The following is an 18,684-nucleotide window of genomic DNA, read 5'->3' as shown; positions in this document are numbered from 1 at the left end:
AAACAGGGGATTTACATGCAGAAAGCATCAAGATGGCTAATCGCGGGCGTGCTCGGCACCTCGGCGGCAACCTCTCAGGCCGCGACTCTGGAAGAGCGCATGGCTGCGTTTGAAGCCCGTGCCAGCGCAGCGGAAAAACGCGCCGCCGCAGCCGAACAGCAAACCCAGGCACTCGCCAGGGAATTGCAGCAAATCAAACTTTCCACTCCCGCCTTGCAGCCCGCTGCGTCTACTGCAGCAGCCATGTCGGTGCCTGCTCTGGACACCCGACTGGCAAAACTCGAAGCCCGTCAGCAAAGCATGGAAAAGCAGGACAGCAGCGCACACCTGACTGACGGCTTCAGCTTCAAGGGCTACGCCCGTTCCGGATTGCTGATCAACGATGGGCTGGGTGGTGGTCGTGGCGGTCCTTATACCACCCCTGCCGGTTCAGTCGGGGGGGCAGTCGGGCGACTCGGTAACGAAGACGACACCTACATGCGCATCGACCTGTCGAAAGAAATTTATGCGCAGAACGGTACCCGTTCCAAATTCACGGTGTCCATCGCCGACGGTGTGGAGAGTTCCAATGACTGGACGGCCGACGAAAGCAACCTGAACGTGCGTCAGGTATTTACCGAGCTCGATCATCTCGCCGCCTTCAAGGGCAACTCAGTATTCGAAAATTCCACCTTGTGGGCAGGTAAACGATTCGACAGGGACAATTTCGATATCCATTGGCTGGACTCGGACGTCGTCTTTCTGGCCGGCACCGGGGGTGGTATCTACGATGTGCAGATGAACAAGAACTGGCGCTCGAATTACTCCTTGATCGGGCGTAACTACGGGGATTTCAGTGAAGGCGGCGTCAATGCCGATGTGGAAAGCTACATCCTGACCTCCAACCAGTTCTTCGATAACGGTCAGTGGCAGTGGATGTTCAATGGCATTGGCTCAAAGAAAAACGACGTTGGCACCCGCACCAATGGAGCGGGCCTGACGCCGGCGGATTCCGGCTTGCACAGCATGCTGGCCAATCACCAGAAAAACTTTTTCGGCAGGGAAGGCTTCTTCAAAACGGCACTGCTCTACGGGCAAGGCCTGGGGGCAGAGGTCAAGAACATCGGTTCGGATGGCGAACTGATCGACGACGCCCGGGCGCTGCGTCTGGCGCTTTACGGCGAGACACCTATTGCCCCCGGCTGGCGCATCGGCCCCAGCTTGTTGGCCGAACAAAGCAAGGACAGGTACGTCAAGGGTGACGATTACCGCTGGATGACTCTGAACGTGCGGTTGGCCAATGAAATCAACAGCAATTTCGAGATGGCCTACGAAATGAGCTGGCAAACCATGGACCTCGACCCCAAGGGCTACCTGCAACGTAATGCGGTCGACGGTAACTTCTGGAAATTCACGATCGCTCCAACATTCAAACCTGACGTTGGAGACCTGCTCACACGCCCCGAACTGCGAGTGTTCGCAAGCCTGATGAACTGGTCTTCGGACCTGGACAGATACAGTTCAACAGACAACTTCGGCAAGTCGGATTTCAATGCTGGAGGCGTATGGCAATACGGCATACAGATGGAAACCTGGTTCTAATATCTGCTTCATCTGCGACAGGTGTCGTGCCGTAATGCCAGTCATTTAAAGGAAAGTCGAACCTGTAAGAGCCAGGCTTGCCGCACCGCTGGCTCCTACGGGGCGGTTCTTCCACGCTGAATCTCGATGGGTGGCTCGATCAGTTGCAGTTCGAGCGCACCCGAGGCTGGCACGAATCGCGGGCCTGTACTTTCAGGCGTTGCCCGCAACCTCCAGGTGCGCTGCACCTTCGCCAGTTTGGCGACTCCTGACCCCAGGGACCAGCGCCGGCAGACTTTCTCCAGCTTGAGTGGGTAAAGGGTGAGTTGGTCGCCTTTGAAATGCATGCGCAGGAAGCATTTGTGGTCGGCGATGCACTGCGAGGAAAAAACCGCCTCGCTGTGTAGCCCCCAAAAGGTGTTGCCCATCACCATCCATGCACCGAACAACAGGCCTCCCAAACTGCCGCCGAGTACCAGCGTCTCCGCCAGGAACAACAAAACCTGGTGCAGGTTTTCTACCTCGAACTGCAAGTAGTGAATGTTGACACGGCCCATCAGCCATAGCAGCCCGATCGCCAGTCCCAGATGAAGTACCCCGTGAGCAGCGCCAATCGCATAGGCGAGCTTTCGGGTGCGCTTGACCCCGGCGGCTGAGAATACTGCGCACCCCAGCACAATGATCACGGCGAACATCACCGACGAAGGACTGTGTGACAAGACCAGGAGCAGCTGTCGCCAAACTTCGCCGATGTTGGAAATAGACGCTTGGAGGTCAGACAACACGTCCATCAGGCTGCGGTTGCCTCGTGCCGGGTGGGGCACCGTGCTTGCGCTTTGTACCATCCAGTCGAATAGCAGGTACAAGATGGCCAGCATGCCGCAGAACGAGAGATTGCGGGTAGGTAGCCGCCATGCCCGGTTACGCAGTTGCTCGGAGGTCTTTTTGTCCGGGTAGACCGCTGCCAGCTCGTAGTGCTGCCGGGTTCCGCCAACGTTGATCGGCTTGGGCGGATCCGGGAGCTGATGTGTGGCATTCAAGAAGGCGCCACCGCCTCCGCAGGTGATGCGCTGCGGTGCCTGGGTGCCAGCTTTTGGCTGGTAGCGCGCGTAGTGGTGCGAGTCTCCGGCCAAGACTACTGCCAGGTGGTCACCCAATAGTTCCTCGATCTCGCGCAGGCTGCGAAAGCGCGGCGTCTGGGTTTCGATCGAGGGCAAGGCCTTGCTCTCCTCGCGTGCCAGCCGTTCAGCCTCGTCCACCCAGCTTGGCTCGGGCGTGCAGAGAATCACGCGATCGCCTGGCTGCAGTTTGGCGTGCATCTCTTTGAAGTATCGTTTCTGCTCCCGGTCGATCATGGACTCCAATTGCAGGTCCAGGCCCCAGACCCACCAGCCATTGGGCAGCTGCAGCACGTAGTAACTGGTGCGCTGGCGGGTTTCCCAGCCGCCAATGGGCTTTTGCTCGCAAAACAGTCGGGAGAAGCCGCGCAGACCGTCATACCAATCGTGATTGCCGGGTGTCGCCAATATCCACGGTGCATCCGGCTGCCGCACGGGCTGGTCCTGGTCATTAGGGCGCTCCTTGGGTACCGGCGCGGGAAAGGCGGCGCGGAAGGGATCCAGGAAGCGGGTGCGGTAGCCGGATTGGGCCGGTGTGGGATAGACCTGATCGCCGCCGAGCAGCAACACGTCGCCGCGCGGCAGCGAGAGCTGGTGCTGGGGCAACTCGACAGCATGGCTGACGCACAGCGCCATCGAATAGGTAGAGTCCCAGCCATCGCCGGTGTCGGCCAGATAGTCGATCCACACGTCACCGTCGGCAGGCACCTGGATGGGCGGGTTAGCGTTCCGAGGGTTGAGCATGGCCGACACATCGCGTGGGTCCGCGAAGGCACCCATCGTGGTGGCCGCAGCCGATTGCAAGCCCGTGCGCATAAGCTGAAACGGGCCTAGCCAGTTGACCATCGCCTCCTGGGTGTAAAGCTCGATTCGGCTATTGAGCGTGGAAGATTGGGTGGAACGGGTCATGGCGAGGGGTGCAGAATGCGGCGTATGCGCCTCTCCGGCGCGAAACTCAATCGATTGCTCCTTCATCATCCAGCCTCCATTGCTGTAACGAGTTCAGGTACCTCAAAAGGGTGATCTTTTGTCGGTCGATTCAGAATAGGTCAGTTATGCGAGGGGCGCCGGTTCATCACAAGGAGAGGCTGTCGTGAACAGTTCCCGAAAACGTTGCCTCTACCGGTCCGATGAGAAAGACAGGCCCCACGCCATCCCATTGAACTGTTACGGTTCCGCCATCACATTCAACCTCAACGCAATGGTCTAACAAGCCACGACGAATTCCGTTAACAGCGGCGCCACAAGAGCAGGAGCCGGAACCGAGCGCAATACCACCCCCGCGCTCCCAAATGCGCAACCGAATGTGCTTTCGGTTAATGATCTGGACGAAATGCACATTCGTCTTGAGGGGGAATAGAGGGTTGGTTTCAATGGTCGGTCCGAGGGTCGCTATATCAACAGCTGTCAGGTCATCCACAAAATAGGTGCAGTGCGGATTGCCCATGCTGGTAGCTGCTGGGCCACCCGCCAGTGGTAAAACAGCAGTGTCCAGTTCCAGCGCCAGGGGAATGTCCGACCAGCCGAAAAGCGGTTCCCCCATGTTGACGGAAATCGCACCGGTTGAGGTTCGTTCACACGTGTGTAGGCCACGGTTGGTTCGTAGCGCTATCGACGTAGTATTTGATTCGCGCATCAGCAAATCCGCGGCCCCCCGCGTTGCGCTGCCACACACATCCAGCGTGGAGCCATCGGCATTCCAGAACATCAAGCGCGCCACTGCATCATCGCAATCGAGCACCACCGCGAGTTGATTGAATCCGATTCCCCGGTGCCGATCACCCATTTGCCGAGCCAGGGTACTTGTCATTGGATGGGTCAAATTTCGCGAATCCACAATGACGAAGTCATCGCCATTGGCGTGCATTTTATGAAAACTCAGCGGCATAAAGAGATCCTGTCGACGAGATATGGGGGTGGTTGACGTTTAAAGGCCATCCAGCCCATTCGCATAGAAATGGACCCGCCAGAATAGCGGGTCCGAAAGGGGAGATCAGAGTTTCGGCAACTGCCCGATGCGCCCGAACATTTCGGTCACGATCTGCAGGTCCAGCAGGAACTGGTCGACGGTCTTGAACTCGTTGTCGTTGTGGCCGGTGTACTTGAGTTCAGGCCTGGCCAGGCCGAACTGCACGCCATTGGGCAGCTCATGGACCGAGGTGGCGCCGGCAGAGGTGCCAAACTTGTGTTCCATGCCAAGGTTTTCGCTGGACACGGCCAGCAGGGCCTTGACCCATTCACCCTCAGGGTTGCGGTGCATCGGTTCGGCGATCGAGTAGTCAAAGGCCACCGCAATGTGGGTCTTGTTGCTCCAGGCACCCAGCTTTTCGGCGATTTCGGTCTTGAGCACTTCCGGGGATTTGCCCTTCGGCACGCGCAGGTTGACTGCGAGTTTGAAGGCTTTTTCATCCATCCCGACATAGGTCAGGGAGGTGGTCAGCGGACCCATGAACGCATCGGAAAAACCGACCCCCAATTTGCCACCCAGGTAGTCCAGCCCCCAGTTGTCGGCGGCGTAGCGGGCGGCGTCGGTAATGTGGTTGTGCTTGAGCGCGACCTTCCCGTCGAGGCTGTTGATGAAGTCCAGCATCCTTGCCACCGGGTTGATGCCTGACTCGGGCTCGGAGGAGTGGGCGGAAACGCCGGTGACCGTCAGCAAGACGTCCTTGCCGACGACCTTGGCGCTCACCTCGAAGTTACCGCCATTGCGCTTGGCATAATCAGTACCGGCTTTCTGCAGGCTGGCGGCCAATTCGGCGGGTTTGTCTGTCACCAGGGTGGCGACCGAGGTCGATGGAATCTGGTTGGTTGCCAGGCCGCCGGTCATTGCAGTGATTTCGGCGCCTTTGCCCTGTGCGTTACGCCGGGCAAAGTTCGCCATGACGGTGCCGTAGCCTTTCTCGGCAATCACCACCGGGTAGCCGCCATCCAACGCCAGGTTGTAGTTGGGTGTCGGGTTGTGTTCGAAGTAATAGGGGATGGCGTCGCCGGTGGTTTCTTCGGTGGTGTCTACCAGCAGCTTGAAATTCCTCGCCAGCGGCAGCTTCTCTTCCTTGATGATCTTCATGGCGTAGAGCGCCACCACAATGCCGTTCTTGTCATCCTCGGTGCCCCGGCCATACATGCGGTCGCCGACCAGGGTGACCTTGAACGGATCGAGTCGGGTGCCGTCTTTCAGGACCCAGTTCTCCGGCGTTACGGGCACCACATCGGCATGCGCGTGAATGCCTACGACTTCGTCGCCGTTGCCTGCGAGGGAGATTTCATAGACGCGGTTGTCGATGTTGCGAAAGTTCAGATTGAAGGCCTGGGCAAGACCCTTGAGCTTGTCGGCGATCTTGATGAATTCGGGATTGTCGTGCTGAGCAACACCGTCCACGCGGAAGGTCGGGATTGCCACCAGCTCGCGCAGGGTCTCGGTGGCAGCACTGCCGTACTTCACCCGTGCATAGAGGCCAAGCAGGCGATGGATTTCGTTCTGCTGTTCAGGGGAAAGCGTCTTGTTGCTCTGGAAGGCACTGATTGCCGGGCCGAGGTCGTTGGTTTTGGCAAGGTCGCTCTTGGCCAGGCGTCCCAGGAACTGCCTGAAATCCGTTACCGATGTGTCACTGAAGGTCTTGAGGATGGTCGCGCTCTGTTGCGGGGTGATGTTGGCGTGCGCTGACGTGGTGAACGACGAAAGGCTGGCCAGTATCAGGGTTGTCGTGGCCAGGTGCTTGAATGAGAAATCCATTGTTGGGGGCATTCCTTTGCAGGCAGTTTGTGAGAAATATCTGGTTGATGAGTCAGAAACTTTTCCAAACTAACACCACGAGGGAGTGGTACGGGAGTCCCGGAAGTGGAATCTGTCGCACAAAAATGCAAAAACGACGCAGAAACGAAAAAACCGGGAAGGTTTCCTCGTGAGTCAGTGAGGACCCTGTGGCGAGGGAGCTTGCTCCCGCTTGAGTGCGTAGCACTCATAAAAAACCGGCAATTGTTATCAGATTTTTTGGGGCCGCTACGCAGCCCGGCGCGAGCAAGCTCGCTCGCCACAAAGGTAGGCACCTACCAACGCAACTCGAAGGCATTGTTCGCACCCGGCTGGATGCTGCTGCCCAAGCGTGCGCACTCGCGAGCAAGGGTGTCGTGCAGCCATTGACGGTCATCCCCCTCGGCGCAACAGATGCGAAAGCGACAGAGGCGGGTGGGTATCAGGTCCAGCGACTGCAAATGCCCGCTCGGTTCCAGCGAGGCAAAGTACAGAAGCCCCAGGTCGCCGCGAAAATCTGTGTGGCCCTCGATGCCTTCGTAATCGTTCAGCAGATCACCGCAGCCATAGAGAATCAGGCGTTCGCGGTACACCTCGATGCCCTTGATGTGGTGCGAGGAGTGCCCATGCACCACGTCAACTCCGGCCTCGTCGATCAAGGCATGGGCGAACCGGACCTGCTCGCGCGGGATATCGAACCCCCAGTTGCCGCCCCAGTGAATGGAGGCGACCACCAGATCCCCCGGTTTTTTGCCCTCAAGAATTCGTTCGGCCACAGGACGCAGGCTTTGCATAGTCAGATCCTCCAGCCGTGCGACGCCCGCGCGCCTGTCCGTGGCGGCCCAGTCCGGCGGTATTCCACTGTCGGGTGCGCCGAGGCCAAACACCAGCAAGCGCCGCCCGCCAGGCTGCGGCAGCACGGCGGGCGCTTCGGCAGATTGCCGGTTGTGCCCGGCGCCGGCGCTGCACAGGCCGCTGCTCGACAAGGTATCCAGCGTATCGGCCAGGCCGGTTGCCCCCCAGTCCAGCACATGGTTGTTGGCCAGCACGCAGCAGTCGATGCCGGCTGCACTGATGGCCGGGAAGTTCTCCGGGGTCATGCGGTAATTGATGCCCTTTTGCTCCGGTCGTCCACGGCGGGACACCGCAGTTTCCAGATTGATGATGCGTGCGTGTGGCTGGCGAAGTTCAAGCTCATCCAGCGCAGCGCCCCAGACGTAGGTGAAATCGACGGGGAGGGGAATCGGGCCATTGAGCCTTTCTGCCAGCCGGACGTAAACGCCGGCATTCTTGACGTAATCTTCGTAAAGCCGCGGATCGCCAGGATGCGGCAGTATTGAGTCGATGCCGCGGGCGGTCATGACATCGCCGGCGAGAAACAGCTTCAGTGTATCGGTAACAGCTGCCATGGCACCCTCCAGGATCAGGAGTAAGCATCTGTTTTAAAACAAATATATTTTTGCGTTGGCCTTCCCAGGCGAAGCGAAAGTTGATAAATTCCCGCCCGTTCTTGCAGAGGCTCTTACAGGGCTTGTCCGCAAGGACAAATCAGAAAGAGAGTGCCGAGCACTCGCCGCAACAGATACAGGGGCGTCGCCAAGCGGTAAGGCAGCAGGTTTTGATCCTGCCATGCGTTGGTTCGAATCCAGCCGCCCCTGCCATTTTCCTTATACTCATCCAAGTATGGCCTCCGCCGGCAGGTATTGCGGAAGTCCTGGATGATTGTCTTTACAGAAAACGCCAACGCCGATCCGGCCCGGCGTTTTTTTATGCCTGCAAATCCCTCTTGGTCACACTTTTAACATTCAGTCGTCTTGCGAGCGCAGCGAGCGCGACGCCGTAGCGGCGCGCTCGCAAGTCACTCAGTGGGGCGCGCGAGGGATGGTCTTGAGCAGGTCTTCAGGGCTGATGTGACCGACGACTTGCTGCACCACGCTGCCCGGTTGCGGCAGGTCGAGGATGTGCCCCTTCATCTTGCCGATCACGTGCATCTCGCAAGGCTTGCAGTCGAACTTCAGCGTCAGCACCTCGTCACCATGCACCAGTTGCATCGGCGCGACCTTGGTGCGCACGCCGGTGACACCCTTGGCCTGCTTGGGGCAGAGGTTGAAGGAGAAACGCAGGCAGTGCTTGGTGATCATCACCGGCACCTCGCCGGTCTCCTCGTGAGCCTCATAGGCCGCGTCGATCAGCTTGACGCCGTGACGGTGATAGAAGTCGCGGGCTTTCTGGTTGTAGACGTTGGCCAGGAACGACAGGTGCGACTCCGGGTACACCGGAGGCGGCTCGGTCTCGGCTTTGCGACCACCCCGTGGCTGGGCTTTGATGCGGGCCGCGGTCAACGCTTCGATGACTTCGCGGCGCAAGGCCTTGAGCTGCGAGTTGGGGATGAAATACGCCTGCGGTGCATCCAGCTCGATAGCCGTGGCGTGATACTGAGTGGTACCCAGTTGGCCGAGCAGGTCGTGCAGTTGCTCCAGGGCCTGTTCCGGCTTGTTGGCCAGACCGAACGGACCGTCCAGGGCGACACTGACGCTGACATCTTCCTCACTGATGGCGGTCAACTCCAGGCGATCCTCGCGCAGGCGAGCGACCCAGGCAACCCCCACCCGGCGCTCGGCTGAGGTCTTGAGCAGGGCCTGCTGCCAGTTGTGGTCCAGGTTACGGTTCAGCGGGTGGTTCGGCCGCAACTGGTGCAGCCCCTTCGGCATCTCGTTGGGCTCGACGCGGTAGCGGTAGCGCTTTTCACCGTCCTCTTCGAACTCGCCCTTGGGCTCGGCAATGTTGGTACGCCAGCCCACCACCTCGCGCTTGACCAGCACATTGAGGCCGTCGCCATTGGACAGCGGCTCTTGGGTGACCACCAGCAGGTCGCGCTTGCCGACTTTCTCCACCACGCCCACCGGCAGGCCGGTGAAGGTTGGTGTGTCGAAGGCGCCGATGTCGATCTTGCGGTCGCTGACGAAGTAGTCGGTGCTGCCGCGGTGGAAGGTCTTTTCCGGGTCGGGCACGAAGAAGTGCGCGGTGCGGCCGCTGGAAGCGCGGGCCAGGTCCGGGCGGTCTTCGAGGACGTCGTCCAGGCGCTGGCGATAGTAGGCGGTGATGTTCTTCACATAGCCCATGTCCTTGTAGCGCCCCTCGATCTTGAACGAGCGCACGCCGGCTTCCACCAGAGCGCGGATGTTGGCGCTCTGGTTGTTGTCTTTCATCGACAGCAGGTGTTTTTCGTAAGCGATCACTGCGCCTTTTTCGTCCTTGAGGGTGTACGGAAGGCGGCAGGCCTGGGAGCAGTCACCTCGGTTGGCGCTTCGACCGGTCTGCGCATGGGAGATGTTGCACTGACCGGAGAACGCCACGCACAACGCACCATGGATGAAAAATTCGATGGCCGCGTCGGTCTCATCGGCGATGGCGCGGATCTCCTGGAGGTTCAGCTCGCGGGCCAGTACCAATTGGGAGAAGCCGGCCTGGTCGAGGAACTTCGCCCGCGCCAGGGTGCGGATGTCGGTCTGGGTGCTGGCGTGCAGCTCGATCGGCGGAATATCCAGCTCCATCACGCCCAGGTCCTGGACGATCAGCGCATCGACGCCGGCATCGTACAATTGGTGGATCAGCTTGCGGGCCGGCTCCAGCTCGTTGTCGTGCAGGATCGTGTTGATGGTGGTGAACACCCGGGCGTGGTAGCGACGGGCGAATTCCACCAATTGGGCGATATCACTCACCTCGTTACAGGCGTTGTGGCGGGCGCCAAAGCTCGGGCCCCCGATGTACACGGCGTCGGCGCCATGCAGGATGGCCTCGCGGGCAATGGCCACGTCGCGGGCGGGGCTGAGCAGTTCCAGGTGATGTTTGGGTAGGGACATTTTTTTAGTCTGGCTTGTCACGGTCAAGGTGCGCATTGTAGCGGCGAAATGTTTGACCGGCATCCGTATGCTGCCCGATGTCCAGCGAGCCGCCGGATGAAGCTGTGGTTAGCCTCTGCCAGGCATGTCGATGTCATGTTGATGCACCCGTCGATACAGCGTTGCGCGGGAGATGCCCAAAGCCTTGGCTGCGGCGGTGGGTTTCCAGCGATGACGCACGAGGGCATCGATGAGTGCCTGGCGTTCCGGACTGGCGCAGCGCTCCACGGTGTCAGCTGAAGCCGGGTCATTGAGTCGATGGCCGAGCAGTTGCTGGGGCAAGTCACTCACCAGAATCAAGTGGGTCTCGCACACCGCGCAGGCGTAACGCAGCACGTGCCGCAGTTCGCGCACATTGCCCGGCCAGCGATAGCCGAGCAGGCATTCCAGTGCGGCGCTCCCCAATTGCATCTCCATTGCGCAGGCCGACGATTCTTCTTCGAGTATCCGGTTGATCAAGGCCAGTCGATCACTGCGTTCGCGCAACGGTGGCAATTGGAACCGCGCGCCACTGAGGCGAAAGTACAGGTCCTCGCGAAATGCCCCGCAGCTCACCAATGCTTCCAGATCGCGGTGGCTCGCGCAGACGACCTGAATGTCTATCGCTTTGCTTCGTGACGCCCCCAGGGGCGCCACTTCGCCTTCGGCTAAAACCCGCAACAGGCGGGTTTGCAAGGGCAGGGGCATATCGCCGATTTCGTCGAGAAACAGGGTGCCGCCATCGGCCTGTTCCAGTAGACCTTGCATGCCTTTGCTCGAAGCACCGGTGAAGGCGCCGGCCACGTAACCAAACAGCTCGCTTTCGATCAGGTTTTCGGGAATCGCTGCGCAGTTCACTGCGATAAAAGGTCGCTCACGGCGCAGACTGGCCTGGTGCAGCTGGCGGGCGAAGACTTCCTTGCCGGAACCGGTTTCGCCCTGGATCAGCACCGGCAAATTACGGTCCTTGACCCGCACCGCAAGGCGCAGGCTTTCTTCCAGTCGCGGGTCGAGTTCGGCGGGTGACAGCACCCGGTGCGCAGGGTTGCGTTTCATCCGCCGTGGCGCGCTGAGTCGTCCATGCAAGGCATGACGGCCACCCTGGCCGTGAAGCAGGCAGAGCGATTCGTCCCTGGCCCGATGCAATAACTGCTGATCGAACACTTGGTCGATGTGTTCCGGCAGTTGACCCAAGCTTCGCAACAGCCACTGCCGTGCCGCGGGGTTCAGCGCCTGCAGTCGTCCGTCATCGTCCCAGGCGAACAGGTAATCGGGTTGGCTGTCGACGTAGCCCGGGCTGTTGTGGGCCCGCAGTACCCAGTAACCCTGGGCACTATTCATGAAAAACGCCTGCTCTATTTCCCGTGCGCTCTGCACCACCATCTGCCGGATCAGGTGTTGCGAACGGCGGTCGTCCGGAGAGCGCACCGCGGACACATCAAGCACCCCGAGCAGTTCGCCCCGAGGGTCAAAGACTGGAGCTGCAGAGCAGGTGAGTCCGATAAAAGCGGCGCGGAAGTGATCTCGCTTATGCACCGTGACCGGTGTTCGTGCGGTCAGCACCGCGGCCACCCCACAGGTGCCTTCCTCGCCTTCTGACCAGCAGGTGCCCAGGTACAGACCGGCTTTGCGGCAGTCATTACGGATCGAGGTTTCCACGCGGTAGTCGATGGTCTGGCCCTGGGCATCGGTGAGCAACACGCAGTAGTCGGCATCGCGCACGCGACCGTGGAGGCGGGCGACTTCTTCGCTGGCGATGCGCAGGAACAGTTCGGAGCGTTCTCGACACTCCTGCAGCACGTTCTGCGAAAGGATCCGTGGCCCTTGCAATGAGCCGGGGTCCAGGTGGTGTTGCTCCATGGAGCGGCGCCAGGAGTCCAATATCAAGTCCGACACAGGCAGTTGCGGCAGGTGCGCTGCGTTCTTCAAAACACGGCTGACGCAATCCACATGCGCCTTCGAGTGTGCGGAAAGCATTTAAGGTCTCCGGTTCGATCTTCTTTTAGTTGTGCGGCTATTAAGCGCCGTTCATGGGTGGTCGACAAGCATCGGTTCACACACAGCGAAGGTGAGACGCGACGTCTCAAGGTCTCACCAAAAATCCGTGCAGGCTGACATGAAACGTCTCAATCGAGGGTAATCCCCACCCTCATAGACTCAGGTCAAGGCCGCTCTAGAGCAGGCATCCTGGCGCTTTTTTGCGAATCTGGCACTGGCTTTGCTCTAGCCCCTGTAACCAGTGCGACTGGCAACCCGATAATAACAAGAGGTGCCCTATGTTCTCCTGCCGAGGCCTTTTCCCTGCTTTATCTGTGGTGGCGACATGAGTCGCTTGCCCCTGACCGTCGGCATCATTGCCAACCCGGCGTCCGGCCGGGACGTACGGCGCCTGACGGCGAATGCCGGGCTGTTTTCCAGCACCGACAAGGTCTCGGTGATCCAGCGGCTGCTGGCAGCTTTTGGTGCCACCGGTGTCGAGCGGGTGCTGATGCCCACCGACATGACTGGCATCGCCGCTGCGGTGTTGAAAAACAGTCATGGCCGCCAGGCGCGTGACAGCCACTGGCCAACCCTGCAGTTCCTCGACCTTACCTTGCGCCAGAGCGTAGCGGACACTCGCCAGGCCGCGCGCTGGATGGCTGAACGCGGCGTGTCGCTGATCGCCGTACTCGGTGGTGACGGCACCCACAAAGCGGTGGCCGCAGAAGTCGGCGACATTCCACTGCTGACCCTGTCAACGGGCACCAACAATGCCTTCCCGGAACTGCGTGAGGCCACCAGTGCAGGGTTGGCCGGCGGGCTATTCGCCAGCGGGCGGATTGCGCCCGAAATCGCTTTGCGCCGCAATAAACGCCTGCTGGTACGGATTCCGAGCCGCAACGTGTGCGAAGTGGCATTGGTGGACGTGGCGGTGTCCTCGTTGCCCTTTATCGGCGCCCGTGCAATCAGCCGTGGGACCGATCTGGCGGAGGTGTTTGTGACTTTCGCCGAGCCTCAGTCCATTGGCATCTCGGCCCTCTGTGGCTTGTGGTTTCCGGTATCGCGCCAAGCCCCCAATGGCGCCTGGATGCGCCTTGATCCGCACTCTTGTGAAGCCTTGCTGGTGCCCCTGGCGCCCGGCCTGTTGCAAGGCTGCGGCGTACTCGCCGCCGCCAGCCTTGAGCCCGGCGTTGCCCATCGTCTGTGCCTGAGCAGCGGCACCCTGGCCCTGGATGGCGAGCGGGAAATCGAATTCAACGCCCATGACTTACCCACCGTAACCCTCGATGCCGGCGGTCCGCTGAGCATCGATGTCAATGCGGTGCTGACCTATGCAGCGCAAGAGCGGCTGCTGGCCATCGGCCGTGAACATCCGCAACACCCTCTGAACCTTGAGTCTCAAGACACCCTGGAGAATAAAAATGTCGACACAGCTGACCGCTGATCAATTGCTGCATGCCTATCGGGTGATGCGCACCATCCGCGTCTTTGAAGAACGCTTGCACGTGGAGTTCGCCACCGGCGAAATTCCCGGTTTCGTCCATCTCTATGCCGGTGAAGAGGCCTCCGCCGCCGGCGTCATGGCTCACCTGGGCGATGATGATTGCATCGCCTCCAACCACCGTGGCCACGGTCATTGCATCGCCAAGGGCGTTGATGTGTACGGGATGATGGCCGAGATCTATGGCAAGAAAACCGGGGTCTGCCAAGGCAAGGGCGGCTCCATGCACATTGCCGATTTCGAGAAGGGCATGCTCGGTGCCAACGGCATCGTCGGAGCCGGCGCACCGTTGATTGTAGGGGCGGCCCTGGCAGCCAAGCTCAAGGGGACTGACGGTGTCGCCGTGGTGTTCTTTGGCGACGGCGGTTCCAACGAAGGTGCGGTATTCGAAGCGATGAACATGGCCTCGGTGTGGAACCTGCCATGCCTGTTCATCGCGGAGAACAATGGCTACGCCGAGGCCACGGCCTCCAACTGGTCCGTGGCCTGCGATCACATTGCCGACCGCGCAGCCGGCTTCGGCATGCCCGGGGTCACCGTCGACGGCTTTGACTTTTTTGCTGTTCACGAAGCCGCCGGTGCCGCAGTGGAGCGGGCCCGCGCCGGTGAAGGACCGTCGCTGATCGAAGTCAAGCTGACCCGCTATTACGGTCACTTCGAGGGCGACGCCCAGACCTATCGGGCACCGGACGAGGTCAAGTATTTCCGCGAGCACAACGACTGCCTGATGCAGTTTCGCGAACGCACCACCCGGACCGGTCTGATTGATGCCAGCCAGTTGGACCAGATCGATAGCGAAGTGGACCTGCTGATCGAAAATGCCGTGCGCAAGGCCAAAGCCGACCCCAAACCGAGCGCGGCCGACCTGCTCACCGACGTCTACGTTTCCTATCCCTGAACGCCCCTATAACAAGAATCGAGACCTCCATCATGGCGAGAAAAATCAGTTATCAGCAGGCAATCAACGAAGCCCTGGCCCAGGAAATGCGCCGCGACCCCAGCGTGTTCATCATGGGCGAAGATGTCGCCGGCGGTGCCGGTGCTCCCGGTGAAAACGACGCCTGGGGCGGGGTGCTGGGCGTGACCAAGGGCCTCTATCACCAATTCCCCGGACGCGTGCTCGACACGCCGCTGTCGGAGTTGGGTTATGTCGGTGCCGCGGTAGGCGCAGCCACCTGCGGCGTGCGCCCGGTGTGTGAATTGATGTTTGTCGACTTTGCCGGTTGCTGCCTGGACCAGATCCTCAATCAGGCGGCCAAGTTTCGCTACATGTTCGGTGGCAAGGCCTCCACCCCGTTGGTGATTCGCACCATGGTCGGCGCGGGCCTGCGGGCAGCCGCCCAACACTCGCAAATGCTCACGTCGTTGTGGACCCACATCCCCGGGCTGAAAGTCGTCTGCCCGTCGTCACCCTATGATGCCAAGGGCCTGTTGATCCAGGCTATCCGCGACAACGACCCGGTGATCTTCTGTGAACACAAACTGCTCTACAGCATGCAGGGCGAGGTGCCGGAAGAGCTCTATACCATCCCGTTCGGTGAAGCCAACTTCCTGCGCGATGGCAAGGACGTGACCCTGGTCTCCTACGGGCGCACGGTCAATACAGCGATGGACGCGGCCCGCAGCCTGGCAGGGCGAGGCATTGACTGCGAGGTCATCGACCTGCGCACTACCAGCCCGCTGGACGAAGACAGCATTCTCGAAAGCGTGGAAAAGACCGGGCGCCTGGTGGTGATCGACGAAGCCAACCCGCGCTGTTCCATGGCCACCGACATCTCGGCCCTGGTGGCGCAAAAAGCGTTCGCCTCGCTCAAGGCTCCCATCGAGATGGTCACGGCGCCACACACGCCGGTGCCATTCTCCGACGCCCTGGAAGACCTCTATATCCCTGACGCGACGAAGATCGAAAACGCCGTGCTCAAATTGATCGAGTGGAGCAAGCGTTCATGAGCCAGATCCATACGCTGACCATGCCCAAGTGGGGCTTGTCCATGACCGAAGGCCGGGTCGATATCTGGCTCAAGGAGGAGGGCCAGGCGATCGCCAAGGGCGATGAGGTGCTCGATGTGGAAACCGACAAAATTTCCAGCAGCGTCGAAGCGCCGTTTTCCGGTGTGCTGCGTCGGCAGATCGCGCGCCAGGATGAAACCCTGGCGGTCGGCGCGTTGCTCGGCATCGTGGTCGACGGCGAAGCCAGTGAGGCCGAAATCGATGCGGTGATCGAGCAGTTCCAGGCCGCGTTCGTGCCGGGTGACGGCGCTGAGGAAGACAGTGGGCCGAAGCCGCAGAAGGTCGAACTGGGCGGGCGGCTGATCCGTTACTTCGAGCGCGGCGAAGGCGGGGTGCCGTTGGTGCTGGTACACGGGTTTGGCGGTGACCTGAACAATTGGATGTTCAATCATGAAGCGTTGGCTGCCGAACGCCGAGTGATAGCTCTGGATCTGCCAGGCCATGGCGAGTCGACCAAACAGCTGGAGCGCGCAGATCTGGATGAACTGAGCGGGGTGCTGCTGGCGCTGCTCGAGCATCTGGATGTTCCCGCGGCGCATCTGGTCGGTCATTCCATGGGCGGTGCGGTGGCGCTGAACACCGCACGTCTGGCACCCCATCGGGTGCGCTCCCTGAGCTTGATCGGCAGTGCCGGTCTGGGTGCGGAAATCAACGGCGATTACCTGCAGGGTTTTGTCGATGCGGCCAGTCGCAATGCCCTCAAACCACAGCTGGTACAACTGTTCTCCGACCCCGAACTGGTCAATCGGCAGATGCTCGAAGACATGCTCAAGTACAAGCGCCTGGAAGGGGTGGACGCGGCCCTGCGCCAGCTGGTTTCGGCGTTGTTCAAAGAAGGCCGGCAACAGTTCGATCTGCGCGGCGTGGTGCAAGAAGGCCGGCAGCCGGTGTTGCTGATCTGGGGCAGTGACGACGCGATCATTCCTGCGACCCACAGCGTTGGCCTGACAGCCCAAATCGAAATCCTGCCGGGCCAGGCGCACATGGTGCAGATGGAAGCGGCCGAGCAGGTCAATCGGTTGATCCTGGACTTTGTGCAACAACACTAATGCTCCCTTGGCGACCATTTGCGGGTCGCCAAGGCCAACGACTTCAAGGAGATTCCAGCATGAGCTTTTCAATTGATCCGACCCGCAGCATGCGTGCCGCTGTCTGGCATGGCCGTCACGATATCCGTGTCGAAGACGTTCCGTTGCCCGTGTCGCCCCCCGCGGGCTGGGTCCAGATTCGCGTGCAATGGTGCGGTATTTGCGGCTCCGACCTGCATGAATACGTGGCCGGGCCAGTGTTCATCCCGGTGGACGCGCCGCACCCGCTGACCGGAATCAAGGGGCAGTGCATTCTCGGTCATGAGTTCTGTGGCGAAATTGTCGAAATCGGAGCCGGTGTCCAGGGGTTCAGTGTTGGCGAGCCGGTGGCCGCCGATGCCTGTCAGCACTGTGGCACGTGTTATTACTGCACCCATGGTTTGTACAACATTTGCGAGAACCTGGCCTTCACCGGGTTGATGAACAATGGTGCGTTCGCCGAGTTGGTCAACGTGCCGGCCAACCTGCTTTACAAGTTGCCGGCCAATTTTCCTGCTGAAGCCGGGGCGCTGATCGAACCGTTGGCAGTGGGCATGCACGCGGTGAAAAAGGCCGGGAGTTTGCTGGGGAAAAATGTGGTGGTGGTTGGCGCGGGAACCATCGGCCTGTGTACCATCATGTGTGCCAAGGCTGCTGGTGCGGCTCAGGTCATCGCCCTGGAAATGTCAGGAGCGCGCAAGGCGAAGGCTCGGGAGGTAGGAGCGAGCCATGTGCTAGACCCCAATGAATGTGACGCTCTGGCAGAGGTGCAGCGGCTGACCGGTGGCCTTGGGGCGGATGTCAGCTTCGAATGCATCGGCAACAAACACACAGCCAAGCTCGCTATCGACCTCATCCGCAAGGCCGGCACGTGTGTGCTGGTAGGCATCTTCGAGGAACCCAGCGAGTTCAATTTCTTCGAGCTGGTCGCCACCGAAAAACAGGTACTGGGTGCGCTCGCCTACAACGGTGAGTTCGCCGATGTGATCGCCTTTATTGCCGATGGCCGGCTGGACATCACGCCGCTGGTAACCGGGCGTATTCAGCTGGAACAGATCGTCGGGCAGGGCTTTGAGGAATTGGTCAACAACAAGGAGCAGAACGTGAAAATCATCGTGTCACCCGCTCGAGTCTGAAGCACTTGCAAGAGCGCGATTGGCGATGGCCCAGCGTGTATTACAACAGCTGCGCGAACCCTTGCGATGATTTCCTGTGGCTGGACTGCGTGGTGCTGGATGGGGTTTTAGAACCTGCTCCAGGCATAAAAAATGGACCTCTGAAGAGAGGTCCATTTTTTTTGGTCCGGAAAAAGCCTTTCGCACCCACATCATTGCTCAGGTCGCAGGCACCATTCGTCAATTGCGCTGCACTCTGGCACTGACAGTATCTCCAAAGAAGTTCCATTACCTGGTATTGGAGACTGATATGAAACCCGATCCTTCTACCACCAAAGATGAGCCCGCCGAGGATTTGAGCAACCCCAATGACGACGGTTGCGTGCTAGGCACCGCTGGTCGCGATGAAGACCCGAATGCCACCACAGACTGGGACAAGGAAAGGAACGCTGAAGACCACCGCCAAGGGCCGAGTGACGCCCGAGGGATGCCCGGTTACCCGCGTGAAGCACCTGACGAACAGGCGCCATCGACTACCAAAACCCGGCCACAAACTGGCGAAGTAGAGCCTGGCATCGAAACGCCAGAACAGGATAACGACAAGGTCGGTTGACTTGCGCAGGGAGCTTAAACTGCAGGCGCCGCTGCTACTCCAGGTTCCACTCATCTCCATCGACGATCGCAGGTATCACGTGCATCGG

General features: G+C 60.2%; 13 protein-coding genes and 1 tRNA gene. 8 read left to right on the top strand and 6 right to left on the bottom strand.

Annotated features, from left to right (window positions below; translation table 11 throughout):
- Positions 1–15: 15 nt before the first annotated feature.
- Entirely contained in the window at positions 16–1,581 is a 1,566-nt protein-coding gene (locus tag BK662_RS16390) for a carbohydrate porin (protein WP_123358932.1), read from the top strand.
- A gap of 95 nt (positions 1,582–1,676) precedes the next feature.
- Here BK662_RS16390 and BK662_RS16385 read toward each other — a convergent pair whose 3' ends face one another.
- The 4 genes from BK662_RS16385 to BK662_RS16370 form a co-directional block, all read right to left on the bottom strand.
- Positions 1,677–3,653, bottom strand: a complete 1,977-nt coding sequence (locus BK662_RS16385) for a metallophosphoesterase (protein ID WP_123358931.1) — start codon at positions 3,651–3,653, stop codon at positions 1,677–1,679.
- 100 nt (positions 3,654–3,753) lie between these two features.
- Positions 3,754–4,566: a diaminopimelate epimerase gene (dapF, locus tag BK662_RS16380; RefSeq protein ID WP_123358930.1), complete on the bottom strand. Its 813-nt coding sequence runs from the start codon at positions 4,564–4,566 to the stop codon at positions 3,754–3,756.
- A gap of 105 nt (positions 4,567–4,671) precedes the next feature.
- Positions 4,672–6,411 (bottom strand): dipeptidase, encoded by a 1,740-nt coding sequence (locus BK662_RS16375; RefSeq protein WP_123358929.1) that lies wholly within the window; start codon positions 6,409–6,411, stop codon positions 4,672–4,674.
- A gap of 314 nt (positions 6,412–6,725) precedes the next feature.
- Complete coding sequence (locus BK662_RS16370) at positions 6,726–7,838, bottom strand: CapA family protein (protein ID WP_123358928.1); 1,113 nt, start codon at positions 7,836–7,838, stop codon at positions 6,726–6,728.
- A 177-nt stretch (positions 7,839–8,015) separates the two neighbouring features.
- Here BK662_RS16370 and BK662_RS16365 point away from each other — a divergent pair.
- Positions 8,016–8,090 (top strand) — tRNA-Gln (locus BK662_RS16365).
- Between the two features lie 201 nt (positions 8,091–8,291).
- On the opposite strand, the gene BK662_RS16360 is transcribed toward BK662_RS16365, so the two are convergent.
- On the bottom strand, positions 8,292–10,292 hold the full coding sequence (locus tag BK662_RS16360) for a peptidase U32 family protein (RefSeq protein ID WP_123359010.1): 2,001 nt from the start codon (positions 10,290–10,292) through the stop codon (positions 8,292–8,294).
- 108 nt (positions 10,293–10,400) lie between these two features.
- Positions 10,401–12,287, bottom strand: a complete 1,887-nt coding sequence (locus BK662_RS16355; RefSeq protein WP_123358927.1) for a sigma-54-dependent Fis family transcriptional regulator — start codon at positions 12,285–12,287, stop codon at positions 10,401–10,403.
- A gap of 346 nt (positions 12,288–12,633) precedes the next feature.
- On the opposite strand from BK662_RS16355, the gene BK662_RS16350 reads away from it, so the two are divergent.
- The 6 genes from BK662_RS16350 to BK662_RS16325 all read left to right on the top strand — a co-directional run bounded on the left by BK662_RS16350 (position 12,634) and on the right by BK662_RS16325 (position 18,596).
- Positions 12,634–13,734, top strand: coding sequence for an ATP-NAD kinase family protein (locus BK662_RS16350; RefSeq protein WP_123358926.1), 1,101 nt, complete (start codon positions 12,634–12,636; stop codon positions 13,732–13,734).
- Positions 13,712–14,689 (top strand): thiamine pyrophosphate-dependent dehydrogenase E1 component subunit alpha, encoded by a 978-nt coding sequence (locus BK662_RS16345; RefSeq protein ID WP_123358925.1) that lies wholly within the window; start codon positions 13,712–13,714, stop codon positions 14,687–14,689. Before BK662_RS16350 ends, BK662_RS16345 begins: the two co-directional genes overlap by 23 nt.
- A 32-nt stretch (positions 14,690–14,721) precedes the next feature.
- Positions 14,722–15,741 (top strand): alpha-ketoacid dehydrogenase subunit beta, encoded by a 1,020-nt coding sequence (locus BK662_RS16340; protein WP_123358924.1) that lies wholly within the window; start codon positions 14,722–14,724, stop codon positions 15,739–15,741.
- Positions 15,738–16,850, top strand: coding sequence for an acetoin dehydrogenase dihydrolipoyllysine-residue acetyltransferase subunit (locus BK662_RS16335; protein WP_123358923.1), 1,113 nt, complete (start codon positions 15,738–15,740; stop codon positions 16,848–16,850). Before BK662_RS16340 ends, BK662_RS16335 begins: the two co-directional genes overlap by 4 nt.
- An 89-nt stretch (positions 16,851–16,939) precedes the next feature.
- The gene (locus tag BK662_RS16330) at positions 16,940–18,004 is read left to right on the top strand and encodes a 2,3-butanediol dehydrogenase (protein ID WP_259695931.1); all 1,065 of its coding nucleotides are present in this window, start codon (positions 16,940–16,942) and stop codon (positions 18,002–18,004) included.
- Between the two features lie 289 nt (positions 18,005–18,293).
- Positions 18,294–18,596: a hypothetical protein gene (locus tag BK662_RS16325; RefSeq protein WP_123358921.1), complete on the top strand. Its 303-nt coding sequence runs from the start codon at positions 18,294–18,296 to the stop codon at positions 18,594–18,596.
- Positions 18,597–18,684: the final 88 nt, after the last annotated feature.

The sequence above is a fragment of the Pseudomonas frederiksbergensis genome, from assembly GCF_003732275.1.
Taxonomy (GTDB): domain Bacteria; phylum Pseudomonadota; class Gammaproteobacteria; order Pseudomonadales; family Pseudomonadaceae; genus Aquipseudomonas; species Aquipseudomonas frederiksbergensis_H.
The sequence above is the reverse complement of the archived record's forward strand: the minus strand, read 5'-3'. Positions and strand labels throughout refer to the sequence as shown.

Excerpts from the sequence above, each read along its gene's own strand:
- dapF (WP_123358930.1), bottom strand. The coding sequence starts at position 4,566 with ATGCCGCTGAGTTTTCATAAAATGCACGCCAATGGCGATGACTTCGTC.
- BK662_RS16385 (WP_123358931.1), bottom strand. The coding sequence starts at position 3,653 with ATGAAGGAGCAATCGATTGAGTTTCGCGCCGGAGAGGCGCATACGCCG.
- BK662_RS16335 (WP_123358923.1), top strand. The coding sequence starts at position 15,738 with ATGAGCCAGATCCATACGCTGACCATGCCCAAGTGGGGCTTGTCCATG.
- BK662_RS16370 (WP_123358928.1), bottom strand. The coding sequence starts at position 7,838 with ATGGCAGCTGTTACCGATACACTGAAGCTGTTTCTCGCCGGCGATGTC.
- BK662_RS16325 (WP_123358921.1), top strand. The coding sequence starts at position 18,294 with ATGAAACCCGATCCTTCTACCACCAAAGATGAGCCCGCCGAGGATTTG.
- BK662_RS16340 (WP_123358924.1), top strand. The coding sequence starts at position 14,722 with ATGGCGAGAAAAATCAGTTATCAGCAGGCAATCAACGAAGCCCTGGCC.
- BK662_RS16355 (WP_123358927.1), bottom strand. The coding sequence starts at position 12,287 with ATGCTTTCCGCACACTCGAAGGCGCATGTGGATTGCGTCAGCCGTGTT.
- BK662_RS16350 (WP_123358926.1), top strand. The coding sequence starts at position 12,634 with ATGAGTCGCTTGCCCCTGACCGTCGGCATCATTGCCAACCCGGCGTCC.
- BK662_RS16330 (WP_259695931.1), top strand. The coding sequence starts at position 16,940 with ATGCGTGCCGCTGTCTGGCATGGCCGTCACGATATCCGTGTCGAAGAC.
- BK662_RS16345 (WP_123358925.1), top strand. The coding sequence starts at position 13,712 with ATGTCGACACAGCTGACCGCTGATCAATTGCTGCATGCCTATCGGGTG.
- BK662_RS16390 (WP_123358932.1), top strand. The coding sequence starts at position 16 with ATGCAGAAAGCATCAAGATGGCTAATCGCGGGCGTGCTCGGCACCTCG.
- BK662_RS16375 (WP_123358929.1), bottom strand. The coding sequence starts at position 6,411 with ATGGATTTCTCATTCAAGCACCTGGCCACGACAACCCTGATACTGGCC.
- BK662_RS16360 (WP_123359010.1), bottom strand. The coding sequence starts at position 10,292 with ATGTCCCTACCCAAACATCACCTGGAACTGCTCAGCCCCGCCCGCGAC.